Raw genomic sequence first — 16943 nt, forward strand, 5'->3', positions numbered from 1 at the left:
CGCGAGTTTGGCAGGTCGCCGGTCCGGAGCCGCTCAGAGCTCCGCCAGAAGCTGCTCGCCCATGGCCGCGCAACCCAGCTGGGTGCAGCCCTCCGCCATCAGGTCGCCCGTGCGGTAGCCGGCGCTGAGCACCCGGTCGACCGCCGCTTCCAGCTCGCTGGCAGCGTTCTCCTGTTTCAGGCCCACCCTCAGCATCATTGCGGCGGAGAGCACCATCGCCATCGGGTTGGCCAGATCAGCCCCGGCGATGTCTGGGGCGGAGCCGTGCACCGGCTCGAACAGCCCGGGACCCTCGGCACCCAGCGAAGCGGAGGGCAGCATGCCGATCGAGCCGGTGAGCATCGCCGCCTCATCGCTGAGGATGTCACCGAAGAGGTTGCCGGTGAGCAGCACATCGAACTGGCGGGGGGAGCGCACCAGCTGCATCGCCGCGTTGTCGACGTAGAGGTGGCTGAGCTCCACCTGGGGGAATTCGGTGGCTATCTCCTCCACCCGGTCGCGCCATAGCTGGCTGACATCGAGCACATTGGCCTTGTCGACGCTGCAGAGTCTGCTGCTGCGCTCACTCGCCAGCTGGAAGGCCACCCGGGCGATCCGGTCGATTTCGAAGTCGCTGTAGACCATCGTGTTGAAGGCCCGTACGTGGCCATCGGCCACCACCCGTCCCTTGGGGGTGCCGAAGTAGATGCCGCCGGTGAGTTCACGCACCACCAGCAGATCCACCCCGGTGATCACCTCCGGTCGCAGGGTGCTGGCCCCGATCAGTGCCGGAATGATCTTCACCGGCCGCAGGTTGGCGAACAGGCCCAGGCCCGACCTGAGACCCAGCAGGCCGGTTTCGGGCCGCTGCTCCCGCGGCAGGGCATCGAAGCGGGGACTGCCGATCGCTGCCAGCAGAACGGCGTCTGAGCTGCGGCAGGCCGCCAGGGTGGTCTCCGGCAGCGGCACACCCGTGCGGTCGATGGCGTCGCCGCCGATGGGCTGCTCGTCGTAGGTGAGGCTGAAGCCATGGCGCGCGCTCACCGCATCGAGCAGGCGCCTTGCCACGGCTGTGATTTCCGGTCCGATGCCGTCGCCGGGGAGCAGGGTGATCCGGTAGCTGGTCATCGTGGAGGAAGCGCTGGGCGCGAGGCTACTTCTGCAGCTGGCGCAGAGTCTTTGCCATTTCCGGCAGCTTGCTGAAAGCGGCGGAGCAGCGCAGCCACAACCGGTTGGGGATGGCCGGGTAGCCGCTCACCACTTCGCCGGCGGCCACCTCGCCGTGGATCCCCGACTTGGAGGAGGCGATGGCGCGATCGCCGATCCTCGCCCGGTTTGCCACGCCCACCTGTCCGGCCAGGATCACCCCATCGCCGAGGGTGGCGCCGCCGGCGATGCCCACCTGGGAAGCCAGGGCACAGCCTCGGCCGGTGACAACTCCATGGCCGATCTGCACCAGGTTGTCGATCTTGGTGCCGGCGCCGATGCGGGTTTCACCCACAGAGGGACGATCGATAGTGGTGCCACAGCCCACCTCCACCGCCTCCTCCAGCACCACCAGGCCGGTCTGGGGCATCTTGCGCCAGCCGCTGGCGGTGGGCACGAAGCCGAACCCCTCCGAGCCCACCACCGCGGTGGAGTGCACGACACAGCCACGGCCCAGGCGGCTGCCGGGGTGCAGCACCGCATTGGCGTGAATTTCACAGCCCTCGGCAAGCTGCACGTCGTCGTAGAGCACGGCACCGGCGTGGAGGGTGGAGCCATCGCCGATCACGCAGCCCTCCCCCACCACAACGTGTGCGCCGATGTGCACATCAAGGCCCAGGCTGGCCCCTGGAGCGATCACGGCGCTGGGATGGATGCCCGGCGGCAGGCGGCGGGGTGGATACAGGGCCTCCAGGGCTTCAGCGAAGCCCAGCCGCGGATTCTTCAGGGCCACCCAGGCGATGCCGCGGGCACTGGCCAGCTCCTGCAGGGCGGCATCCGGAGGCAGAAGCAGCGCGCCCGCCGAGCAGGTCTCGAGGGCTGTGGCCAGGCTGTTGCCTGGCTCGAGAAAGGCCAGCTCCGTCGCAGTGGCCCGGTCCACGGCCGCCGCTGTGATCAGGTCGGGATCAGCGGCCAGGTCCCTGGGGCTGCCCTCGCTCAACTCGCTCAGGTGGGTGAGCAAGGTGCTGAAGCGCATTCCAGGGATCTCGGCCGGCGGCCGGATCGTAGGCCGGCTCCTCAGCCCCGGGCCGCCGCCGGCGTGGTGAGCACCAGGTGGTCGCGGTGAACCACTGCATCACCGGCGCCATGCTCAAGGGTGGTCTCGGCCGCCTGGCTGCGCAGCCCCAGCACCTGGGCCACTTCAGTGCTGCTGAGGGCACAGAGACCGCGGCCGATCTCCCGCCCCTCCAGCGACAGCAGCCGCACGGCATCCCGGCGCTCGAACTCTCCTTTGACGGCACGGATACCCACCGCCAGCAGGGACGCCCCCCGCTCGATCAGGGCCCGCTCGGCACCCGGATCGATCAGCAGCTCCCCCTTGGGCAGGAGGGCATGGGCCAGCCAGCCCTTGCGGTCGGGCAGGGGGCTGGGGCTGGGGCGGAAGAGGGTGCCGAGACGCTCGCCGGCAAGCAGGGCTTCGAGCACCGCTGGATCGCGGCCATCGGCCAGGCGCACGGCGATGCCGCTGGAGGTGGCGATGCGGGCCGCGGCCAGCTTGGTGGTCATGCCGCCGGTGCCCCAGCTCCCGCCACCCTGGGCGACGCCGCTGAGCCGCTCCAGTTCCAGCAGATCACGCACTTCCTCGATCGGCCTGGCACTGCTGTCGCTGCGGGGATCACCCGAATAGAGCCGATCCACGTCGGTGAGAAGCACAAGCTCATCTGCTCCGATCGCGACCGCCACCAGTGCCGAGAGAGTGTCGTTGTCGCCGAAGCGCAGCTCATCGGTGGCGAGGGTGTCGTTCTCGTTCACCACGGGCACTACGCCCCAGCTCAGCAGTTGCTCCAGGGTGCGGCAGGCATTCTGGTATCGGCGGCGCGAGGCCAGGTCGCCGCGGGTGAGCAGCACCTGGGCCACGGTGGTGTCGTGCTGGGCGAAGGCAGTTTCATAGAGGCGCATCAGCCGGCCCTGGCCCACGGCGGCGGCCGCCTGAAGGGCCACCACATCTTCTGGGCGCTCCCCGAATCCCAGGGCATGGCAGCCCAGACCCACGGCTCCGCTGGTGACCAGGGCGATGGCCTCCCCCTGCTGGCGCCTGCGGCTGAGGCTGGCGGCCAGACCTGCGATCACTGCTTCGGTGTTGCGCTGGCCCGTGCCACGCAGCAGGGAGGTGCCCACCTTGATCACACGGCGTGTCGGGGGCGTGGGAGGCGTCATCGGCTCAACTCGGTGCCCACCAGCCGTGCCAGACGCACCTCCAGTCGCTGGACCCGATCCTGCTGACAGGGTCGACCCTCCGGACCGATCGGTTTCACCAGAACGGTGAACAGACCGAGGCGATTGCCCACCAGGACGTCGGTGAAGAGGCGATCACCGGCCAGGGCCACCTGCGCGGGGGGAAGGTCGAGGTCGGCCAGCACCCGGCGCAGGGCGCTGCGTCGAGGTTTGCCCGCCGAGGTGGTGAAGGGCAGATCGAGGCGCTTAGCCACCGAGCCGATCCTTCGCCGCGAGGGATTGTTGCTGAACAGATGCAGCCGCAGCCGATCCTTGGCCTGCCGCAGCCACGCCTCCATCAGCGGGGGCATCTCGGCCTGGCGGCGGGGGAGCAGGGTGCGGTCCACATCAAGAACCAGGGCGCGGATTCCGCGATCGAGCAGGTTCTCCAGCGGCATATGGGCCAGCGTCGTGCTCAGCATCCAGTCAGGGCGCAACAGCTGCTGGAGCTTCACCCAACGCTCTCCCGATCGTCGAGCTCGGCCTCGATGCGCGGCTGCACCCGCTCGAATTCCTCGCCTTCCACCAGCACGGCTTCATTGTTCACCATGCGGGCCACCACGAAGAAGGGATCAAGGGGGATGTAAAGCCCGTATTCCCGGTCTTCGGCGCGGAACTGGATCAGCATCTCGTAGAGATCGGTCTCCTCATCGCCATCGCCGTCGCCCTGAAGGTCGTCTTCCAAGTCCTCAGGGTCCGGTTCCTCCAGCTCACCGCTCACGGTGAGAGTCACCGCCGAGCGCACCAGGGTCAGGTCGTGCTCCTGCAGCACCACATCGGCCACTGTGAGAATCGACTCGGCGGCATCAACCTCTTCGACCACCTCGTCCTCCTCGTCGTCGTCCTCGGCGATGCGCACCAGGCACACCGGGGTGTCCACCGGTGTCAGCAGGGCGTAGTCATGTCCATCGAGGGGGATCAGTTGCTCGAGAAAGCAGAGCAGCTGGCGGTTCTGGCCATCACGAACAAGCACCGTGGGCACGTCACCGGATCCGCTGATCGACGGTCCTTCGGCACTCATGGGGAATCAGCAGTTCGCATCAGAATGTCGTAGCGCCTGCCGGCTGGTCGAGTCTCGGTGTCGCTGGGCTGACCGGACGGGCTTCGGGGCCTTCCTGCAGCCACTGCTCCAGCAGCAGGGCCGCCGCGGCACTGTCGAGCTGGCCGCTGCGATCTCCATGCAGCCCGCGCCGCTCACCCGCCTCCCAGCTGCTGCCGTGTTCATCCACCCAGGCCAGGGGCAGAGCCAGAGCCTGGGCCAGGCGCTGGCCGTAGCGGCGGCAGTGCCTGGCCTGGGCGGTGAGCTGCTGGTTGGCATCAAGGGGTAGCCCCACCACCAGGGCCTGCACACGCCGCTGGGCCACCAGGGGGCGCAGCCGCTCGAGATCAGCAGGGAAGGCGCCCCGGGCCAGGGGGGGCAATGGTGTGACCGTCAGGCCGAGCGGGTCGCAGCCGGCCAGACCGATCCGCCGCCGGCCCACATCCAGCGCCAGCACCGAGCGGGGCGGCGGCTGCTGGCGGCTCAACGGTCGCTGCCCAGGGACTGGGGGCAACCGAGGGATTGGGGGCCATGGTGGCCTCCCACTCCCCGCTGCAGCGGGGTGGGAACAGGTCGGCGGCGGGGCTTGAAGGGGTCCAGCACGGTGTCGAGCCGCCAGGACTGGCGGCTGAGAACTCGGGAGTCCTGGCGTCGCCAGACGCTGCGCGCCATCAGCAGCTCCTCCCCCTCCGCCACCGCGCCAAGCAGGCTCAGCCAGCGCTCGCGCTCGTGGTCGTCAGTGTCACTGCGCAGGCGCAGGGGCGAAAATCCGCGCGCCTGCTGCCGCACCAGACGAGCCAGGGCGGGGCCATGCAGGTGGGCCCAACCGGGGTGGAGGGTCACCTCCAGCTCCGCTGGACCGAGGCGGTGGCTGCGCAGCCGTCGCACAGCCGCCACAGCCTGCTGGCGGCTGGGGTCGACCCAAAGCAGCCCCTGGCCTTCGCTCTGATCGAGCACGTCTTCGATGCGGCGATCCAGCAGCTGGCGCAACTGGGCCGGGCAGGTGGCCTGCTCCAGGTGCCAGAGCAGGGGAGCGCTGCGGCGGTTGAGGGGCCGCAGCTGCAGATCGTCGCCGGGTGGCGCAGCCGCCGGCTGGCTGGTGCCTGCATTGGCCGGATCGGGCTCCCAGTACCAGAGGGTTTCCTGGAGCAGCGGCTGGAACCCCTGCTCCCGCAGCAGGGCCAGGCGATCCTGATGTCCTGTCGGAACCCTGGTGATCCAGCTGGAGGCCCCGGGGCAGCGGTGCAGAGCCTCGCGCAGCAGGGCTCCCTCCACCTGTCTGGCGGTGGGGGAGCCTGGCTCGCTGAGGGCTTCGCGGCAGAGCCGCAATTCCTCCACTCCCCAGCAACTGCCGCTGCGGTTGAGACGCCGCACCACGCTGAGGCCCAGCAGGCGATCGCCGCCGCTGTGGGCCACCAGCACTTCAGGGGCCAGGGGTGGCCGGCGCACCAGGGTGCTCAGCAGCCGCTCCGGGGTCTGAAGCAGGAGGGCTTTCTGGAGCAGGGGTTGCAGATCGAGGACAGCTGCGTCCTGCAGGTGCGGCAGCATCCAACCCTGCAGGGGTTCAACCTGCACCTCTCCGGGGGCGATGGGTGAATCACCTCCCGGGGAACGGGATGACGTGGGGTGACGCACGGAAGAACCGCTGATGACCAACTGTATCGGGACGAGACAGGAGCCTTGAGGTCTCAGGCCGGTCGCACCAGCACCAGGGGTGTGCGTTCGTTGGCGTTGCCGGCCGGGTTGGGACGCAGGGCACGCTTCAGCAGGTTCTCGTCGCAGCCCGAGCTCGAAGCCAGCACCTTGACCCGGCCAAGATCGTTGACGTCGACCACGGCCACAGGCACCCCCAGGGCCTGGGCCAGCTCCTGGCAGCTGCGTTCGGGCTGATCGGGACCGAGCACGATCGTCTGGTCGTAGGGGGGAGTGGTGCCGGTGATGTCGTCGATCAGCCGGGCCTGGTCACCGGCGAGACGGTAGAAGCCGCCTTTGCTGCCCACCAGTTTCATCAGGCTGCCGGCCAGCCAGGCACAGAGCACCCGCGCCGGCCCCACCGTGTCGATCAGGCTCTGCAGGCCGCAGGCCGTGGCCAGGCTGCTGGTGGGATGGAAGACGCGGCAGAGCAGCCGGGCCAGGCAGGAGGGCTCCACCATCGACGGGTGTTGATAGCGCCCCTGGATCACCGCAAGGGGCGTTTCGCCGATGGTGAGGATGTCGCCGGGACGCAGCACGGGACCGGCATAGCGGCGCAGCACTTCAGCGGGATCATCCAGCACCCCCAGCAGGTGGGTGGGCACCGGCAGCACCTGGCAGCCGTCACCGTTGCGCCAGGCAGCGCTGGCCGGATCGAGCGGTGCGGGATGGCGAACCGGCACCAGGAAGCCCTGGCGGCGCTCCAGGCGCCCGAATGGTCCGTAGTTCACCCAGATCACCTCCAGCCAGAGGGTGTCCAGCAGCTCCTTCAGGAGGGTGTGGCGCTCTTCAGGGCCAGGTCCGCTTGCTCCGGCCGGCAAGCTGATGCTCACCTTGGCCTTGAGCTGGGTGCTCTTGTGCCCTTTGACGATGTAAGCCGCCCAGTAGCCATCGGGCCGGCTCGGCTCATCGGGATGGTCGGCGACGACGGTGGTGCTCACCCTCAGGCTTGAGAGGTCCTGGCGGCCGAGCACGGTGGGGCGCAGCTGAAGTTCCGGCACCATCACCTCCATGCGGGCATGGGGGTTGTCGATCCGGAAGCTGCCCTCCAGCGTCACTGCTCCCTCGTTGCTCCAGCTGGTGGTCCAGGGGCCCGCACTCAGACGAAGGGGGGAGGCCGGCCGCAGGCGGTGGCGCAACTCCAGCCAGAGCAGGGTGAGGCCGAAGAGCAGCGCCAGCAGAAGCAGCGCGCAGAGCGGTGGAGGCAGGGTCGGCAAGGGGCAGTGGCGCCGGGTCTGCGGGAGCGTAGGTCGTGTCTGGTGCCGGGGGCTGGTGGGGTGGACACCGCTGCGGCCTAGGTTCACGGACTGGCCATTGCGGCGTGGGTGATGAAGAAGACCTTCGTTCTCGACACGAACGTGCTGCTGCACGATCCCCAGGCCATCACCCGCTTCGAAGACAACACGGTCGTGATTCCGATCGAGGTGGTCGAGGAGATTGACCGCTTCAAGCGCGATTCTTCTGAGAAGGGCCGTAACGCCCGCCAGACCTCCCGTCTGCTCGATGAGCTGCGCAACAAGGGCAATCTCTCCGAAGGAGTGGAGATCGATCCCGAGCACCACGGCATGCTCAAGGTGGTGTTCTGCCGCAGCGAAACCCTCGCCCAACTCCCGCCGGAACTGAAATCCGGGAACGGCGACAACAACATCCTGGCGGTGGCGCTCGAGCAGCGCCTCCAGGACGTGATGGGTAACCATCCCCCCGTGGTGCTGGTCACCAAGGACACCAACCTGCGCATCAAGGCCGATGCGGTGGGCCTGATCGCCCAGGACTACAGCACCGACAAGGTGGCGATCGCCGACCTTTACCCGGGCTTCTGCGAGTGGGTGGTTACGGCGGAGCAGATGGAGCAGCTGCACAGCCAGGGATCGCTGGCCCTGGAGCAGCTTCCGCCAGGTGTGCCGCCCCAGGCGCCGCTGCTGGCAAACGAAGGGGTGACCCTGGTGGATGCGCTGCAACCCCAGCACACGTTGCTGGCGCGGGTGGATGCTTCCGCCAGGGGTCTGCGGCCCCTGCAGAAAGCAACGCGGATCAAGCTCGGGCGGGTGAGCCCCCGCAACCGGGAGCAGACCTTCGCTGTCGATCTGCTGTTGGATCCGGCCATCAGCCTGGTGACCCTGGTGGGCAAGGCCGGCACCGGCAAGACCCTGCTGGCCCTTGCCGCCGGCCTGCATCAGGTGGCCGATGAACACCTCTACGACCGCCTGCTGGTGACCCGGCCGGTGATTCCCCTGGGCAAGGACATCGGCTTCCTGCCTGGTGATCTGCAGGAGAAGATGGGTCCGTGGATGCAGCCGATCATCGACAACCTCGACTATCTGCTCGGTGGTGAGGACTCGTCACAGGGCAGCATGCGCTCCAGTCGTGGTCCTCGCAGCAACTGGTCGGACCTCAAGGGCATGGGTCTGCTGGAGGTGGAGGCGATCACCTACATCCGCGGCCGCTCGATTCCACGCCAGTTCATGGTGGTGGATGAGGCCCAGAACCTCACACCCCATGAAGTGAAGACGATCGTGACCCGGGTGGGGGAGGGCACGAAGATCGTGTTCACCGGCGATCCGTATCAGATCGACAACCCCTACGTGGATGCCGACAGCAACGGCCTCACCTGGCTGGTGGAGCGCTTCAAGGGTCAACGGCTGGCGGGCCACGTCACCCTGCTCAAGGGTGAACGCTCAGCCCTGGCGGAGCTGGCGGCGAACCTGCTCTGATGAGCTGTTACTACCCGCTGATCGGGTTGCCTCACGGCATCACCTCCAGCGTCACCTACTCCTCCCACACCCTCAACCAGCGTGCGGGCTCCAGCCGCGTTCCACACCAGCACGCCGTGGATCTCGCTCTCTTCGGCGTGTCGGCTGGCCGCTGGCAGCTGCGTGGCCGCCATCCGGTCGGAGCGCCGGGCGACGTGGTGGTGACCTCGGCCGACCAGGGCCTTGCCCCCGGGGAGCTTGAGGTCTGCGTTCCAGTCGCCCGCGACATCGTGCTGGAGCCCAGCCCCACGGAACTGCCATTGCCGCTCAGCAAGCGGATCGACCGTTCACCGGTGGCCGAACGCTGCAGCCTGAGTTTTGCCTGGCGTGGGATCAGCAGCGCTTACCAGGGGGAATATCCAGTGCGGATGGCCGAGCTGTCGCGAGGCACCCTGGTGAGCTTCGATCCTCTGCTCCAGAGCGATCCGGCGGTGGGAACCAATCTGGTCTGCGTGGTGAACATCTGCCGGCGGCTGGACGACGCGGTGCACAGCCTGGAGTGCTTCGACGCCTTGGCGCGCACCTTGATTCGAGCCGTTCCCTACCGGAGCAATACCTGCTGCCTGATCGAGTTCGATGCCGCCACGGCCGCAGCCGGGCCGGTGGTGTTCCGGACCACCGGTTCGGTGGGGATTCCGATCTTCCTGACGCTCTCCCGGCCGGATCTGCCGCCCTCAATGAGCGTCGAGCACACCCACCCTCCCACCGAGATGTTCTGGGACCACGACCGCCTGCCCGGCAGCCGGCGCATCAAGGCCACCTGGTTGAGCGCGGCGCTCCGATGACCTCCAGCCTCCGGACGGTGAAGGCTGCGATCGGGCGGATCCTGCATCGCGACAGCCTCCCCTACTCCGCCTTTCCCCGTGGCCTGGGCGGGACATCGATCTCTGATCAGTTCCTCTACCGCGGCGACATCGACGCCAGCAGGTTCGTGGCCGAGAACACAGCGGCCCTGCTGCGCGGCGAGCCGGTGGAGGTGATGCACAGGTTGCGGTTCTTCGATTCGCTGGGCAGGCATCTACGCGACCTCGAGATCCGCACTGACCGTTACTTCCAGACGATCGATCTCCGCCAGCTGAAGGAGACCATGCCCCAGCTTGAGATCGCCACATTCATCCACACCAGTGTCTACGACTCGGCGAGCGAGCCTGGGTATGTGCGGTTGCATCGGGGGTACTGCCAGTACCGGAGAACACCCGAATCGGTATGGGCCAGCGTGCACGGAAACTTCGGCGGCATCGTTGTCCGGCCTGGCGAAAGACCCGATCAGCACCAGCTGCTCGCCCGCCGCCGCAGGGCGTTCCTGTACACGCCCCAACACCGGTTCGAACCGAGCACCATTGCCACGCTCTACTTCATGAATGCCTGCCGCAGCCCCGAAACGGTGGAGGTGCTGGTCACACCCGACCAGTGCGGAGCACCCTCGCGGCCACATGCCACGCTGAGGATCGAGCCGCTGGGGGTGGGCTGTTGCAGCGTGGAGGGTCACTCCGGTTATCTCAGCTTCCGCTCCCAGCTGCCGATGTGCCGTCCGCAGGTGTTCATCGAAGACAGGCGACAGCCCCAGCACTTCGATGTGTTCCACACCTGAGAGCTCCGTGCCTCTGCTGGCTGCCGGCCGCGATCGGTACTTCCTTCATGACGAGCTAGGGCTGGCCCTCCACCAACTATCAGTCGTGTCCGGTCAGTGCTTGCGGCCCCAGCAGATCAGCATCAGAACGCCCGCATAGGCCTCACCCCGGCGGTAGGCCTCGAGCCAGGTGAGGGCCTCGGGGAGTTCGGCTGAGAGATCCCTGGCAGTGGCGTCGATTTCGAACAGCAGGTCCGACTCGGCGAACCCGTGGGTGGGCAGCCACAATCCTTCCCGGCGGATGTCGCCCACCCCGGCGTCAGCCAGGAGGCTTGACAACTCGCGCCCGATCCACGGATTCTGGAATGTCCGAATCCAGTCGTGCTGGATCCGTTGGTAGGAGGACTCGTTACACACCTGATCGGTGGCGACCCGCAGCCGCAACACCGATACCCGCTTCAAGGCCACCCCGTCGCTGGGTGATTACAGCACCGTATTGAGGCCGGCATGGGGTTCTCTCAAATCATCGCTTCCGGTTTCACCCACTGATCGAACTCTTTGGCGTTGATCTCACCGAGCACCAGGGCCGCTTCCTTGAGGCTCAGCCGGTGCTCGTGGGCATGTTTGGCGATGGCGCAGGCGCGGTCGTAGCCGATCGCCGGTGTGAGGGCGGTGACCAGCATCAGGCTCTGATCGAGCAGTTCACTGATGCGGCTTTCGTTGGCCATCAATCCATCGATGCAGAGGGTGCGGAAGCTGCTGCAGGCACCCTCGAGCAGATCGATGCTTTCGAGCACATTGTGGGCGATCAGGGGCTTGAACACGTTCAGTTCAAAATTGCCCTGGCTGGCCGCCATCTGCACGGCCGTGTTGTTGCCCATCACCTGTACCGCCACCATCGTGAGGCTCTCGCACTGGGTGGGATTCACCTTGCCCGGCATGATCGAGGAGCCCGGTTCGTTCTCCGGCAGGATCAGCTCCCCCAGTCCGCAGCGGGGGCCGCTGCCGAGCCAGCGGATGTCGTTGGCGATCTTCAACAGGCTGCCGGCCAGCACCGTGAGCGCGCCATGGGCGGCTGCCAGGGGTTCATGGCCTGCAAGGGCCTGGAACTTGTTCGGTGCAGCGGTGAACGGCATGCCGGTCCGTTCGCTCAGCCGCTCCGCCACCTTCTCACCGAAGCCGGCGGGGGCATTGAGGCCGGTACCCACCGCCGTGCCGCCGATCGCCAACTGGTGTACCTGCGGCTGGGCGTGGCGCAGGCTCTCCAGTCCCAGCTCCAGCTGGGCCACGTAGCCACCGAATTCCTGACCCAGGCTCAGCGGCACCGCGTCCTGCAGATGGGTGCGGCCGATCTTGATGATCGCCGCGAACGCCTCTGCCTTGCTGCGCAGGGCTTCGATCAGCGCCTCCACTGCTGGAATCAGCCGCTGCTCCAGTTCGATCGCCACCGCCACATGCAGCGCTGCGGGGAAGGTGTCGTTGCTCGACTGGCTCAGGTTCACATGGTCGTTCGGGTGCACCGGGCTCTTGCTGCCAAGCACACCGCCCGCTGCCTCGATCGCCCGGTTGGCAATCACCTCATTCACATTCATGTTCGTCTGGGTGCCGGAACCCGTCTGCCACACCTTCAGCGGAAATTCCTCATCCAGTGCCCCGCCCGCCACTTCCTCGGCAGCGGCCACGATCAGAGCAGTCAGCTCCGGTGCGAGCTTCCCTTCGGCCTGGTTCACTTCGGCGCAGGCGGCCTTGAGCTGGCCGAAGGCATGCACGATCGCCAGCGGCATCGTCGACCCGAAGGGGAAGTTGCTGATCGAGCGCTGGGTCTGGGCGCCCCAGTAGCGGTGAGCGGGCACCTCGATGGCACCGAGGCTGTCCGTTTCGCGCCGCGTGCTGGCATCCGGCTGGATCGTCATCAGCCTGCGGGCACCACTTCGCTGTTCAGCTCATTGAAGCTTCGGGTCGCGCTGGTGTCGGCGCTGCCGGCTGGATTCAGCCCTGTGGCCTTGCTCAGGGCCGCGCTGATGGTCTCGCTGCTCACCTGGCCCTTGCCGTCGAACACCACACGGCCGGCGGCATCGAGCACCACCACCTGGGGAATCAGCCCTTTCCAGTAGTGGGCGGGGTCGCTGGTGCCTTGATCGGGTCGGTTCTGGACCTGATCGGTGGTGAGTGGAATGATCTCGACCCGCGAGCCCCACAGCCGCTGCAGCTCTGAGACCACGGGGGCGAACTGCTTGCTGTCGGCACTGTCATCCAGATAGAAGATCAGCACCACTGGACGGTGATCGGCCATGGCCTGGGCCAGGCTGCTCCGGGGCGGCACCAGCGAGCCATTGCCGGCGTAGAGAGAATAGATGTTGCCGTCGTAGCTGTTGGTGGTGAGGGCAGCCGCCGCTGGAGACGCCGGGGCCAGCAGCAGCCAGACGCCGAGGATCAGGCTGAGAAGCCAGGCTCTGAGGGGCTGGAAGGGGCCGGCTTGGAAGCCGAGGCGGGCAGGAAGGCGCAACCGAACACCAGATGGGCTTGGGCCATTGTGACTCTCAGGGTCTGCTGATGCCTCGCCCCAGCCCCTGGAGGATCCCCCGTCCCACCAGGCCGATGGCACGACCGATCACCTGGGTGAGCACCACCACGATCAGATCGCCGACGCGCTGCAGCAGGGCCCGCAGCTGCGGTGCCAGGGCATCACGGGCCTCCAGCGCCAGGGTGACGCTCTGCTGGAGCCAGCCCAGCTGGCGCAGTTCCTCGTCGCGGGGTTCGGTGAGCAGCAGCGGGCAGATCGTTCCCCCCTGCTCGAGGCGGTAGAGGCGCCGCTGGCTTTCGTAGAGCTGGATCGGCTTCTCGAACCACTCGCTCCAGCGCTGCTGGGCATTGAGCTGGTTGCGCAGACGCTCCAGGCTGCGGGTGGCGATCAGCTCCTTCACCAGCAGGTAGCGGCGCAGCTCCGGCCAGTCGCCGCAACTGGCGAGCACATCAGCGCTGATTCGCTCGGCGCTGCGGATAACCCAGTTGCTCACCAGTGACTCCAGATAGAGCAGGGCCTGAGGTTCGTCAGGGGCCAGCAGGCGGCCGTCCACCAGCAGCGGCTGCGCCGAGAGCAGGGCCGCCAGCATCGGCTGGCTGGGGGGAAGCTCAGGGTCGTCGAGCTCGAAGCTCCCCTGGCTGGTGAGGGTGTCGGCCACGGGAAGCAGGGCCCCTTGCTGGGGCAGTTGCACATAGGGGCCTGCCATCTGGCGCAGGGCCTGGCGACGCAGTTCCGGCTGCAGGCTCTGCCAGCGCCCCTGCAGGTCGTCGCCGCGCAGGCGTTCCTGGCGCAGCTGGCGCAACAGCTGATCCAGCTGGGTCAGCAAGGCCACGAACAGATCGCGCCGCCGCTCAGGGCTCAGTCCTTCAAGGGCGAACAGCTCGGCACTGCCCTGGCGCAGCAGGGGTCCCTGGCTGGCCTGGCTCAACCGTTGATGGATCGTCTCCCACACCGCCACGGCGGTGCGCTGCCGCAGGGTGATGGCGGTGCTGCCCCCACTGGGCGGGCGGGGTTCGTCGGCAGGGCTCTTCGGCTCAGGGGGCAGGCCCGTGGCACTCCAGGCCATCGACACCGGCCCCCACAGCCAGATCAACAGGGTCCGGGCGGAGCGCAATTCCCTCAGCCGCCCCTCCAGGATCAACTGCAGCAGCAGGTTGGCGGGGGGAGGATCCAGCAGGCGGCTGCAGAGTTCCAGCTCCTGATCGATCTGCTGCAGGCCACTGATCAGCAGCCACTGGCCGAGCCCCATCGTTCCAGTTCCCCAGACGCCGCTGGCCTGGGGATTAACGCTGGAGCGGGTGCCGCCGTCCAGCGCCACCACCCGCCCCCCCTGCAGCAGGGTGGCCACCGCCTCCAGCAAGGCTTCCGGTTCGGGCTCCTGCAGCAGTCCGGCGGCCGGCAGCTGCAGGAGCCAGGCACTGCTGCAGCCGGGCTGGGCGGGGATCAGCAGCAGCAGGGGCGCCGGTAGCCAGCGCTGCTCCAGCCGCTCCAGCTCCAGCAGCAGGTTGCTGGGATGGATCGGGGCCTCCAGGCTCCAGATCACCAGCTGGGGGGCGCCTTCGAGTTCTGAGGGTTCGCCCGCCACCCGGCAGGGTGGGCTCATCTCCTTGAGCAAGCGGCTCAGGCCCTGATGCATCAGCGGCTGAGCCAGCAGCAGCACCTGGACACTGGGGATCCCGGCAGCCCCAAGGGCGGCCGCAGGCTCAGTCACGCGCCAATCCAGTTCATCGACTGAGGGTAACGAGCGCAGGCTGGAAACTCCAGGGTCTGGATCAGATCAGGGCCTGCGGCGGCCGAAGAGCTGAAGGGTGTACGACTCGATGCTGTAGCCAGTGAGATCCTCGATCTGCTGAACCAGCTCCTCGGGCAGCACCACATCGAGGTCCTGGATCTCGCCGCTGTTCAGGCAGGTGAGGTGGCTGTGGGGATCGCTGCGATATCCATAGAGCCTGCCGCTGGCGCGGTCGAGGCACTCGATCACACCAGCCGACTGGAGGGCCTCGAGGTTCTGGTAGACGGAGGTGTGGCCGATGTTGCGGCCCTGGGTATTGAGGCGTTCAAAGATGTCGCGGGCACTGAGGTGACGCCGATCGCTCCACAGCAGTTCCAGCACCATTCGCCGTTGGCGGCTCAGGCGCATGCCCAGATCACGACAGCGCCTGAACGCCTGGGCCACCGTGACGCGCAGGTCGGCCGGGGCTGATTCCAGCAGAGCACTCTCGCCGCCAGCTGAGGCTGAGGCTTCGCCGGCTGTTCGGGTTGCTCCGGAGCTCACCGGCACGCTTGTGGTGGTGAGGGCGACAGACACGGAGTGGAGGTCAACACGAGGTGATCTCTATGTTAAGGGCCACGATCGATCGGTTTGTGTCGCCTGGGGGTGAGCTCGCTTCGATCAGCAGTAGGAGGCATCAACGGGGTCCTGTAACCGCGCGGATCCCACCGCTTGCAGGGCTTCGCCCAGGTCGACACTGCCGTCGTACAGCGCTCGGCCCACGATCACCCCTTCCACCCCCAGTGGGGCCAGGCTGAGCAGGGCAAGCAGGTCGGTGACCGAGCCCACGCCGCCCGAGGCGATCACCGGCACGGAACTGGCTCTGGCCATGGCCCGCAAGGCCTCCAGGTTCGGCCCGGCCAGAGTGCCGTCGGTGGCGATGTCGGTGCTGATGATCGCCGCAACGCCGCTGCCTTCGAAGCTGGCCGCCAGCTCTGTGGCCACGGTGCGGCTCTCCTCGATCCAGCCCCGGGTGGCCACCAGGCCGTTGCGGGCATCGATTCCCACCACGATGCGGCCGGGATGGCGGTCCGCCAGTTCCCGCACCAGCTCCGGCTGCTCGATCGCCACGGTGCCGAGGATGACCCGATCGAGTCCGCAGGCCAGCAGGTCGTCGGCTCGCTCTGCAGTGCGCACACCTCCCCCCAGCTGCACCGGAATCGTGAGGGCAGCGGTGATGGCGCGCACCACGGCATCGTTGACGGGTTGGCCACTGCGGGCGCCATCGAGATCGACGAGATGCAGCCGCTCGGCGCCCTGTCTTTGCCACGCCAGCGCCTGGGCCACGGGGTCATCGCTGAAGCGGGTCACCTGGTCGTAATCGCCCTGATGCAGGCGCACGCAGTGGCCGTCGAGCAGGTCGATGGCAGGGATGATCTGCATGGCGGAGCGGTCTGAGCCGTGGTAGCGGCTCATCCTGGCTGGTTGGAGGCCACCGCCAGCCCATAGGACTCATGGTCGGCAGGATCGGTGATTCCCAGCTCCTGTCGCCAGTCGGCCACGGGCCGCTCCCATCCCTCCTCCCAGCGGGCCAGCGCCAGGCAGGAAGCGCTGTGGCCGATCGCCATTCCATGGGCCAGGGCGCGGCTGAGCAGTTCGAAGCGCTCCAGCTGCAGCCGGAAGCTGGCCAGCTGGCCGGCGGTGGTGAGCAGCACGTAGGCCGGGAAGCCGATCTGGCTGGCGGTGATCGCCAGTACGCCGCTCTCCCCCACCGCCGCGGTGCCGAAACCGCTCACCACGTGATGAATGTCGTGGGTGGTGGCGATGCGCTGGGTCAGCCAGCGGGCTTCGGTATCGACAGGACGTGGCCGGAAGAACTCGGGGTCGTAGTTGAGCTGCCGGATCAGGTGGGCGTAGCTGTGGCCGAGGCTGCCCTCAGGCAGCTGGATCAGTGAGTCGATATCGGGCTGGAGGGGTGGGTAGCGCCCATCCATCAGCTCAGCGCCGCCGGGCACAGCACGGAAGCGCCGAACGCAGTCAGCCATCTGGGGGCTGTCGATCAGGTTGTCGACCAGATCCGCCACCGAACCCAGATCGCCTCCGCTGCGACCGATGGCGGCCAGCAGCTTGAGGTTGTTCAGGGAACGCAGCAGTTCGGCGAAGCGCGTCATCAGATGTCGCTCAGGACCTCCTCCACTGTCGCTCCTTTGGGTAGGGCCTCCATGGCTCGCTTGAATGGCCCCAAGTACGGCCAGGCG

General features: G+C 67.6%; 18 protein-coding genes. 3 read left to right on the forward strand and 15 right to left on the reverse strand.

Annotated elements, in window-relative coordinates:
* Nucleotides 1-33: 33 nt before the first annotated feature.
* The 8 genes from leuB to KBY77_RS04730 form a co-directional block, all read right to left on the reverse strand.
* Complete coding sequence (leuB, locus tag KBY77_RS04695; protein ID WP_255102404.1) at nucleotides 34-1107, reverse strand: 3-isopropylmalate dehydrogenase; 1074 nt, start codon at nucleotides 1105-1107, stop codon at nucleotides 34-36.
* Nucleotides 1108-1132: 25 nt separating this feature from the next.
* Nucleotides 1133-2161: a UDP-3-O-(3-hydroxymyristoyl)glucosamine N-acyltransferase gene (gene lpxD / locus KBY77_RS04700; protein ID WP_255102405.1), complete on the reverse strand. Its 1029-nt coding sequence runs from the start codon at nucleotides 2159-2161 to the stop codon at nucleotides 1133-1135.
* A 41-nt stretch (nucleotides 2162-2202) separates the two neighbouring features.
* Nucleotides 2203-3342: a glutamate 5-kinase gene (gene proB, locus KBY77_RS04705; protein ID WP_255102406.1), complete on the reverse strand. Its 1140-nt coding sequence runs from the start codon at nucleotides 3340-3342 to the stop codon at nucleotides 2203-2205.
* On the reverse strand, nucleotides 3339-3821 hold the full coding sequence (locus tag KBY77_RS04710; protein ID WP_399212228.1) for a YqeG family HAD IIIA-type phosphatase: 483 nt from the start codon (nucleotides 3819-3821) through the stop codon (nucleotides 3339-3341). Before KBY77_RS04710 ends, proB begins: the two co-directional genes overlap by 4 nt.
* Nucleotides 3822-3850: 29 nt before the next feature.
* Nucleotides 3851-4420, reverse strand: a complete 570-nt coding sequence (locus KBY77_RS04715; protein ID WP_255102408.1) for a DUF3727 domain-containing protein — start codon at nucleotides 4418-4420, stop codon at nucleotides 3851-3853.
* 19 nt (nucleotides 4421-4439) lie between these two features.
* A complete protein-coding gene (gene ruvX, locus KBY77_RS04720; RefSeq protein ID WP_255102409.1) occupies nucleotides 4440-4925 on the reverse strand; it encodes a Holliday junction resolvase RuvX in 486 nt (161 codons plus the stop codon).
* Nucleotides 4922-6013: a hypothetical protein gene (locus KBY77_RS04725; RefSeq protein ID WP_255102410.1), complete on the reverse strand. Its 1092-nt coding sequence runs from the start codon at nucleotides 6011-6013 to the stop codon at nucleotides 4922-4924. Before KBY77_RS04725 ends, ruvX begins: the two co-directional genes overlap by 4 nt.
* Nucleotides 6014-6126: 113 nt before the next feature.
* Nucleotides 6127-7347, reverse strand: a complete 1221-nt coding sequence (locus KBY77_RS04730) for a F420-0:Gamma-glutamyl ligase (protein WP_255102411.1) — start codon at nucleotides 7345-7347, stop codon at nucleotides 6127-6129.
* Between the two features lie 111 nt (nucleotides 7348-7458).
* Here KBY77_RS04730 and KBY77_RS04735 point away from each other — a divergent pair, with 111 nt between their 5' ends.
* Genes KBY77_RS04735 through KBY77_RS04745 form a run of 3 tightly spaced genes read left to right on the forward strand, consistent with a single transcriptional unit; the run spans nucleotide 7459 to nucleotide 10471 of the window.
* Nucleotides 7459-8841: a PhoH family protein gene (locus KBY77_RS04735; protein WP_255102412.1), complete on the forward strand. Its 1383-nt coding sequence runs from the start codon at nucleotides 7459-7461 to the stop codon at nucleotides 8839-8841.
* Complete coding sequence (locus KBY77_RS04740) at nucleotides 8841-9665, forward strand: hypothetical protein (protein ID WP_255102413.1); 825 nt, start codon at nucleotides 8841-8843, stop codon at nucleotides 9663-9665. The genes KBY77_RS04735 and KBY77_RS04740 overlap by 1 nt, the downstream gene beginning before the upstream one ends.
* Nucleotides 9662-10471 (forward strand): hypothetical protein, encoded by an 810-nt coding sequence (locus KBY77_RS04745; protein ID WP_255102414.1) that lies wholly within the window; start codon nucleotides 9662-9664, stop codon nucleotides 10469-10471. Before KBY77_RS04740 ends, KBY77_RS04745 begins: the two co-directional genes overlap by 4 nt.
* 93 nt (nucleotides 10472-10564) lie before the next feature.
* Here the strand turns inward: KBY77_RS04745 and KBY77_RS04750 are convergent, their stop codons facing one another.
* The 7 genes from KBY77_RS04750 to KBY77_RS04780 form a co-directional block, all read right to left on the reverse strand.
* Complete coding sequence (locus KBY77_RS04750) at nucleotides 10565-10789, reverse strand: hypothetical protein (protein WP_255102415.1); 225 nt, start codon at nucleotides 10787-10789, stop codon at nucleotides 10565-10567.
* A gap of 179 nt (nucleotides 10790-10968) precedes the next feature.
* Nucleotides 10969-12363 (reverse strand): class II fumarate hydratase, encoded by a 1395-nt coding sequence (gene fumC / locus KBY77_RS04755; protein WP_255102416.1) that lies wholly within the window; start codon nucleotides 12361-12363, stop codon nucleotides 10969-10971.
* Nucleotides 12363-12956, reverse strand: a complete 594-nt coding sequence (locus tag KBY77_RS04760) for a thylakoid membrane photosystem I accumulation factor (protein ID WP_255102417.1) — start codon at nucleotides 12954-12956, stop codon at nucleotides 12363-12365. The genes fumC and KBY77_RS04760 overlap by 1 nt, the downstream gene beginning before the upstream one ends.
* Nucleotides 12957-12990: 34 nt before the next feature.
* A complete protein-coding gene (locus KBY77_RS04765; RefSeq protein ID WP_255102418.1) occupies nucleotides 12991-14685 on the reverse strand; it encodes a DUF3685 domain-containing protein in 1695 nt (564 codons plus the stop codon).
* A 66-nt stretch (nucleotides 14686-14751) separates the two neighbouring features.
* The gene (locus KBY77_RS04770; protein ID WP_255094709.1) at nucleotides 14752-15114 is read right to left on the reverse strand and encodes a transcriptional repressor; all 363 of its coding nucleotides are present in this window, start codon (nucleotides 15112-15114) and stop codon (nucleotides 14752-14754) included.
* 252 nt (nucleotides 15115-15366) lie between these two features.
* Complete coding sequence (hisA, locus tag KBY77_RS04775; protein ID WP_255102420.1) at nucleotides 15367-16128, reverse strand: 1-(5-phosphoribosyl)-5-[(5-phosphoribosylamino)methylideneamino]imidazole-4-carboxamide isomerase; 762 nt, start codon at nucleotides 16126-16128, stop codon at nucleotides 15367-15369.
* A gap of 29 nt (nucleotides 16129-16157) precedes the next feature.
* Nucleotides 16158-16856, reverse strand: coding sequence for a Coq4 family protein (locus KBY77_RS04780; RefSeq protein ID WP_255102421.1), 699 nt, complete (start codon nucleotides 16854-16856; stop codon nucleotides 16158-16160).
* Between the last annotated feature and the right edge of the window lie 87 nt (nucleotides 16857-16943).

This window comes from Synechococcus sp. Cruz-7E5, assembly GCF_024345995.1.
Lineage (GTDB): Bacteria > Cyanobacteriota > Cyanobacteriia > PCC-6307 > Cyanobiaceae > Regnicoccus_A.

Bases quoted from the DNA above. Each gene is read 5' to 3' on its own strand.
- lpxD (WP_255102405.1), bottom strand. From the start codon at position 2,161: ATGCGCTTCAGCACCTTGCTCACCCACCTGAGCGAGTTGAGCGAGGGC.
- proB (WP_255102406.1), bottom strand. From the start codon at position 3,342: ATGACGCCTCCCACGCCCCCGACACGCCGTGTGATCAAGGTGGGCACC.
- KBY77_RS04715 (WP_255102408.1), bottom strand. From the start codon at position 4,420: ATGAGTGCCGAAGGACCGTCGATCAGCGGATCCGGTGACGTGCCCACG.
- KBY77_RS04780 (WP_255102421.1), bottom strand. From the start codon at position 16,856: ATGACGCGCTTCGCCGAACTGCTGCGTTCCCTGAACAACCTCAAGCTG.
- KBY77_RS04735 (WP_255102412.1), top strand. From the start codon at position 7,459: ATGAAGAAGACCTTCGTTCTCGACACGAACGTGCTGCTGCACGATCCC.
- KBY77_RS04770 (WP_255094709.1), bottom strand. From the start codon at position 15,114: ATGCGCCTGAGCCGCCAACGGCGAATGGTGCTGGAACTGCTGTGGAGC.
- fumC (WP_255102416.1), bottom strand. From the start codon at position 12,363: ATGACGATCCAGCCGGATGCCAGCACGCGGCGCGAAACGGACAGCCTC.
- leuB (WP_255102404.1), bottom strand. From the start codon at position 1,107: ATGACCAGCTACCGGATCACCCTGCTCCCCGGCGACGGCATCGGACCG.
- hisA (WP_255102420.1), bottom strand. From the start codon at position 16,128: ATGCAGATCATCCCTGCCATCGACCTGCTCGACGGCCACTGCGTGCGC.
- KBY77_RS04740 (WP_255102413.1), top strand. From the start codon at position 8,841: ATGAGCTGTTACTACCCGCTGATCGGGTTGCCTCACGGCATCACCTCC.
- KBY77_RS04745 (WP_255102414.1), top strand. From the start codon at position 9,662: ATGACCTCCAGCCTCCGGACGGTGAAGGCTGCGATCGGGCGGATCCTG.
- KBY77_RS04710 (WP_399212228.1), bottom strand. From the start codon at position 3,821: ATGCTGAGCACGACGCTGGCCCATATGCCGCTGGAGAACCTGCTCGAT.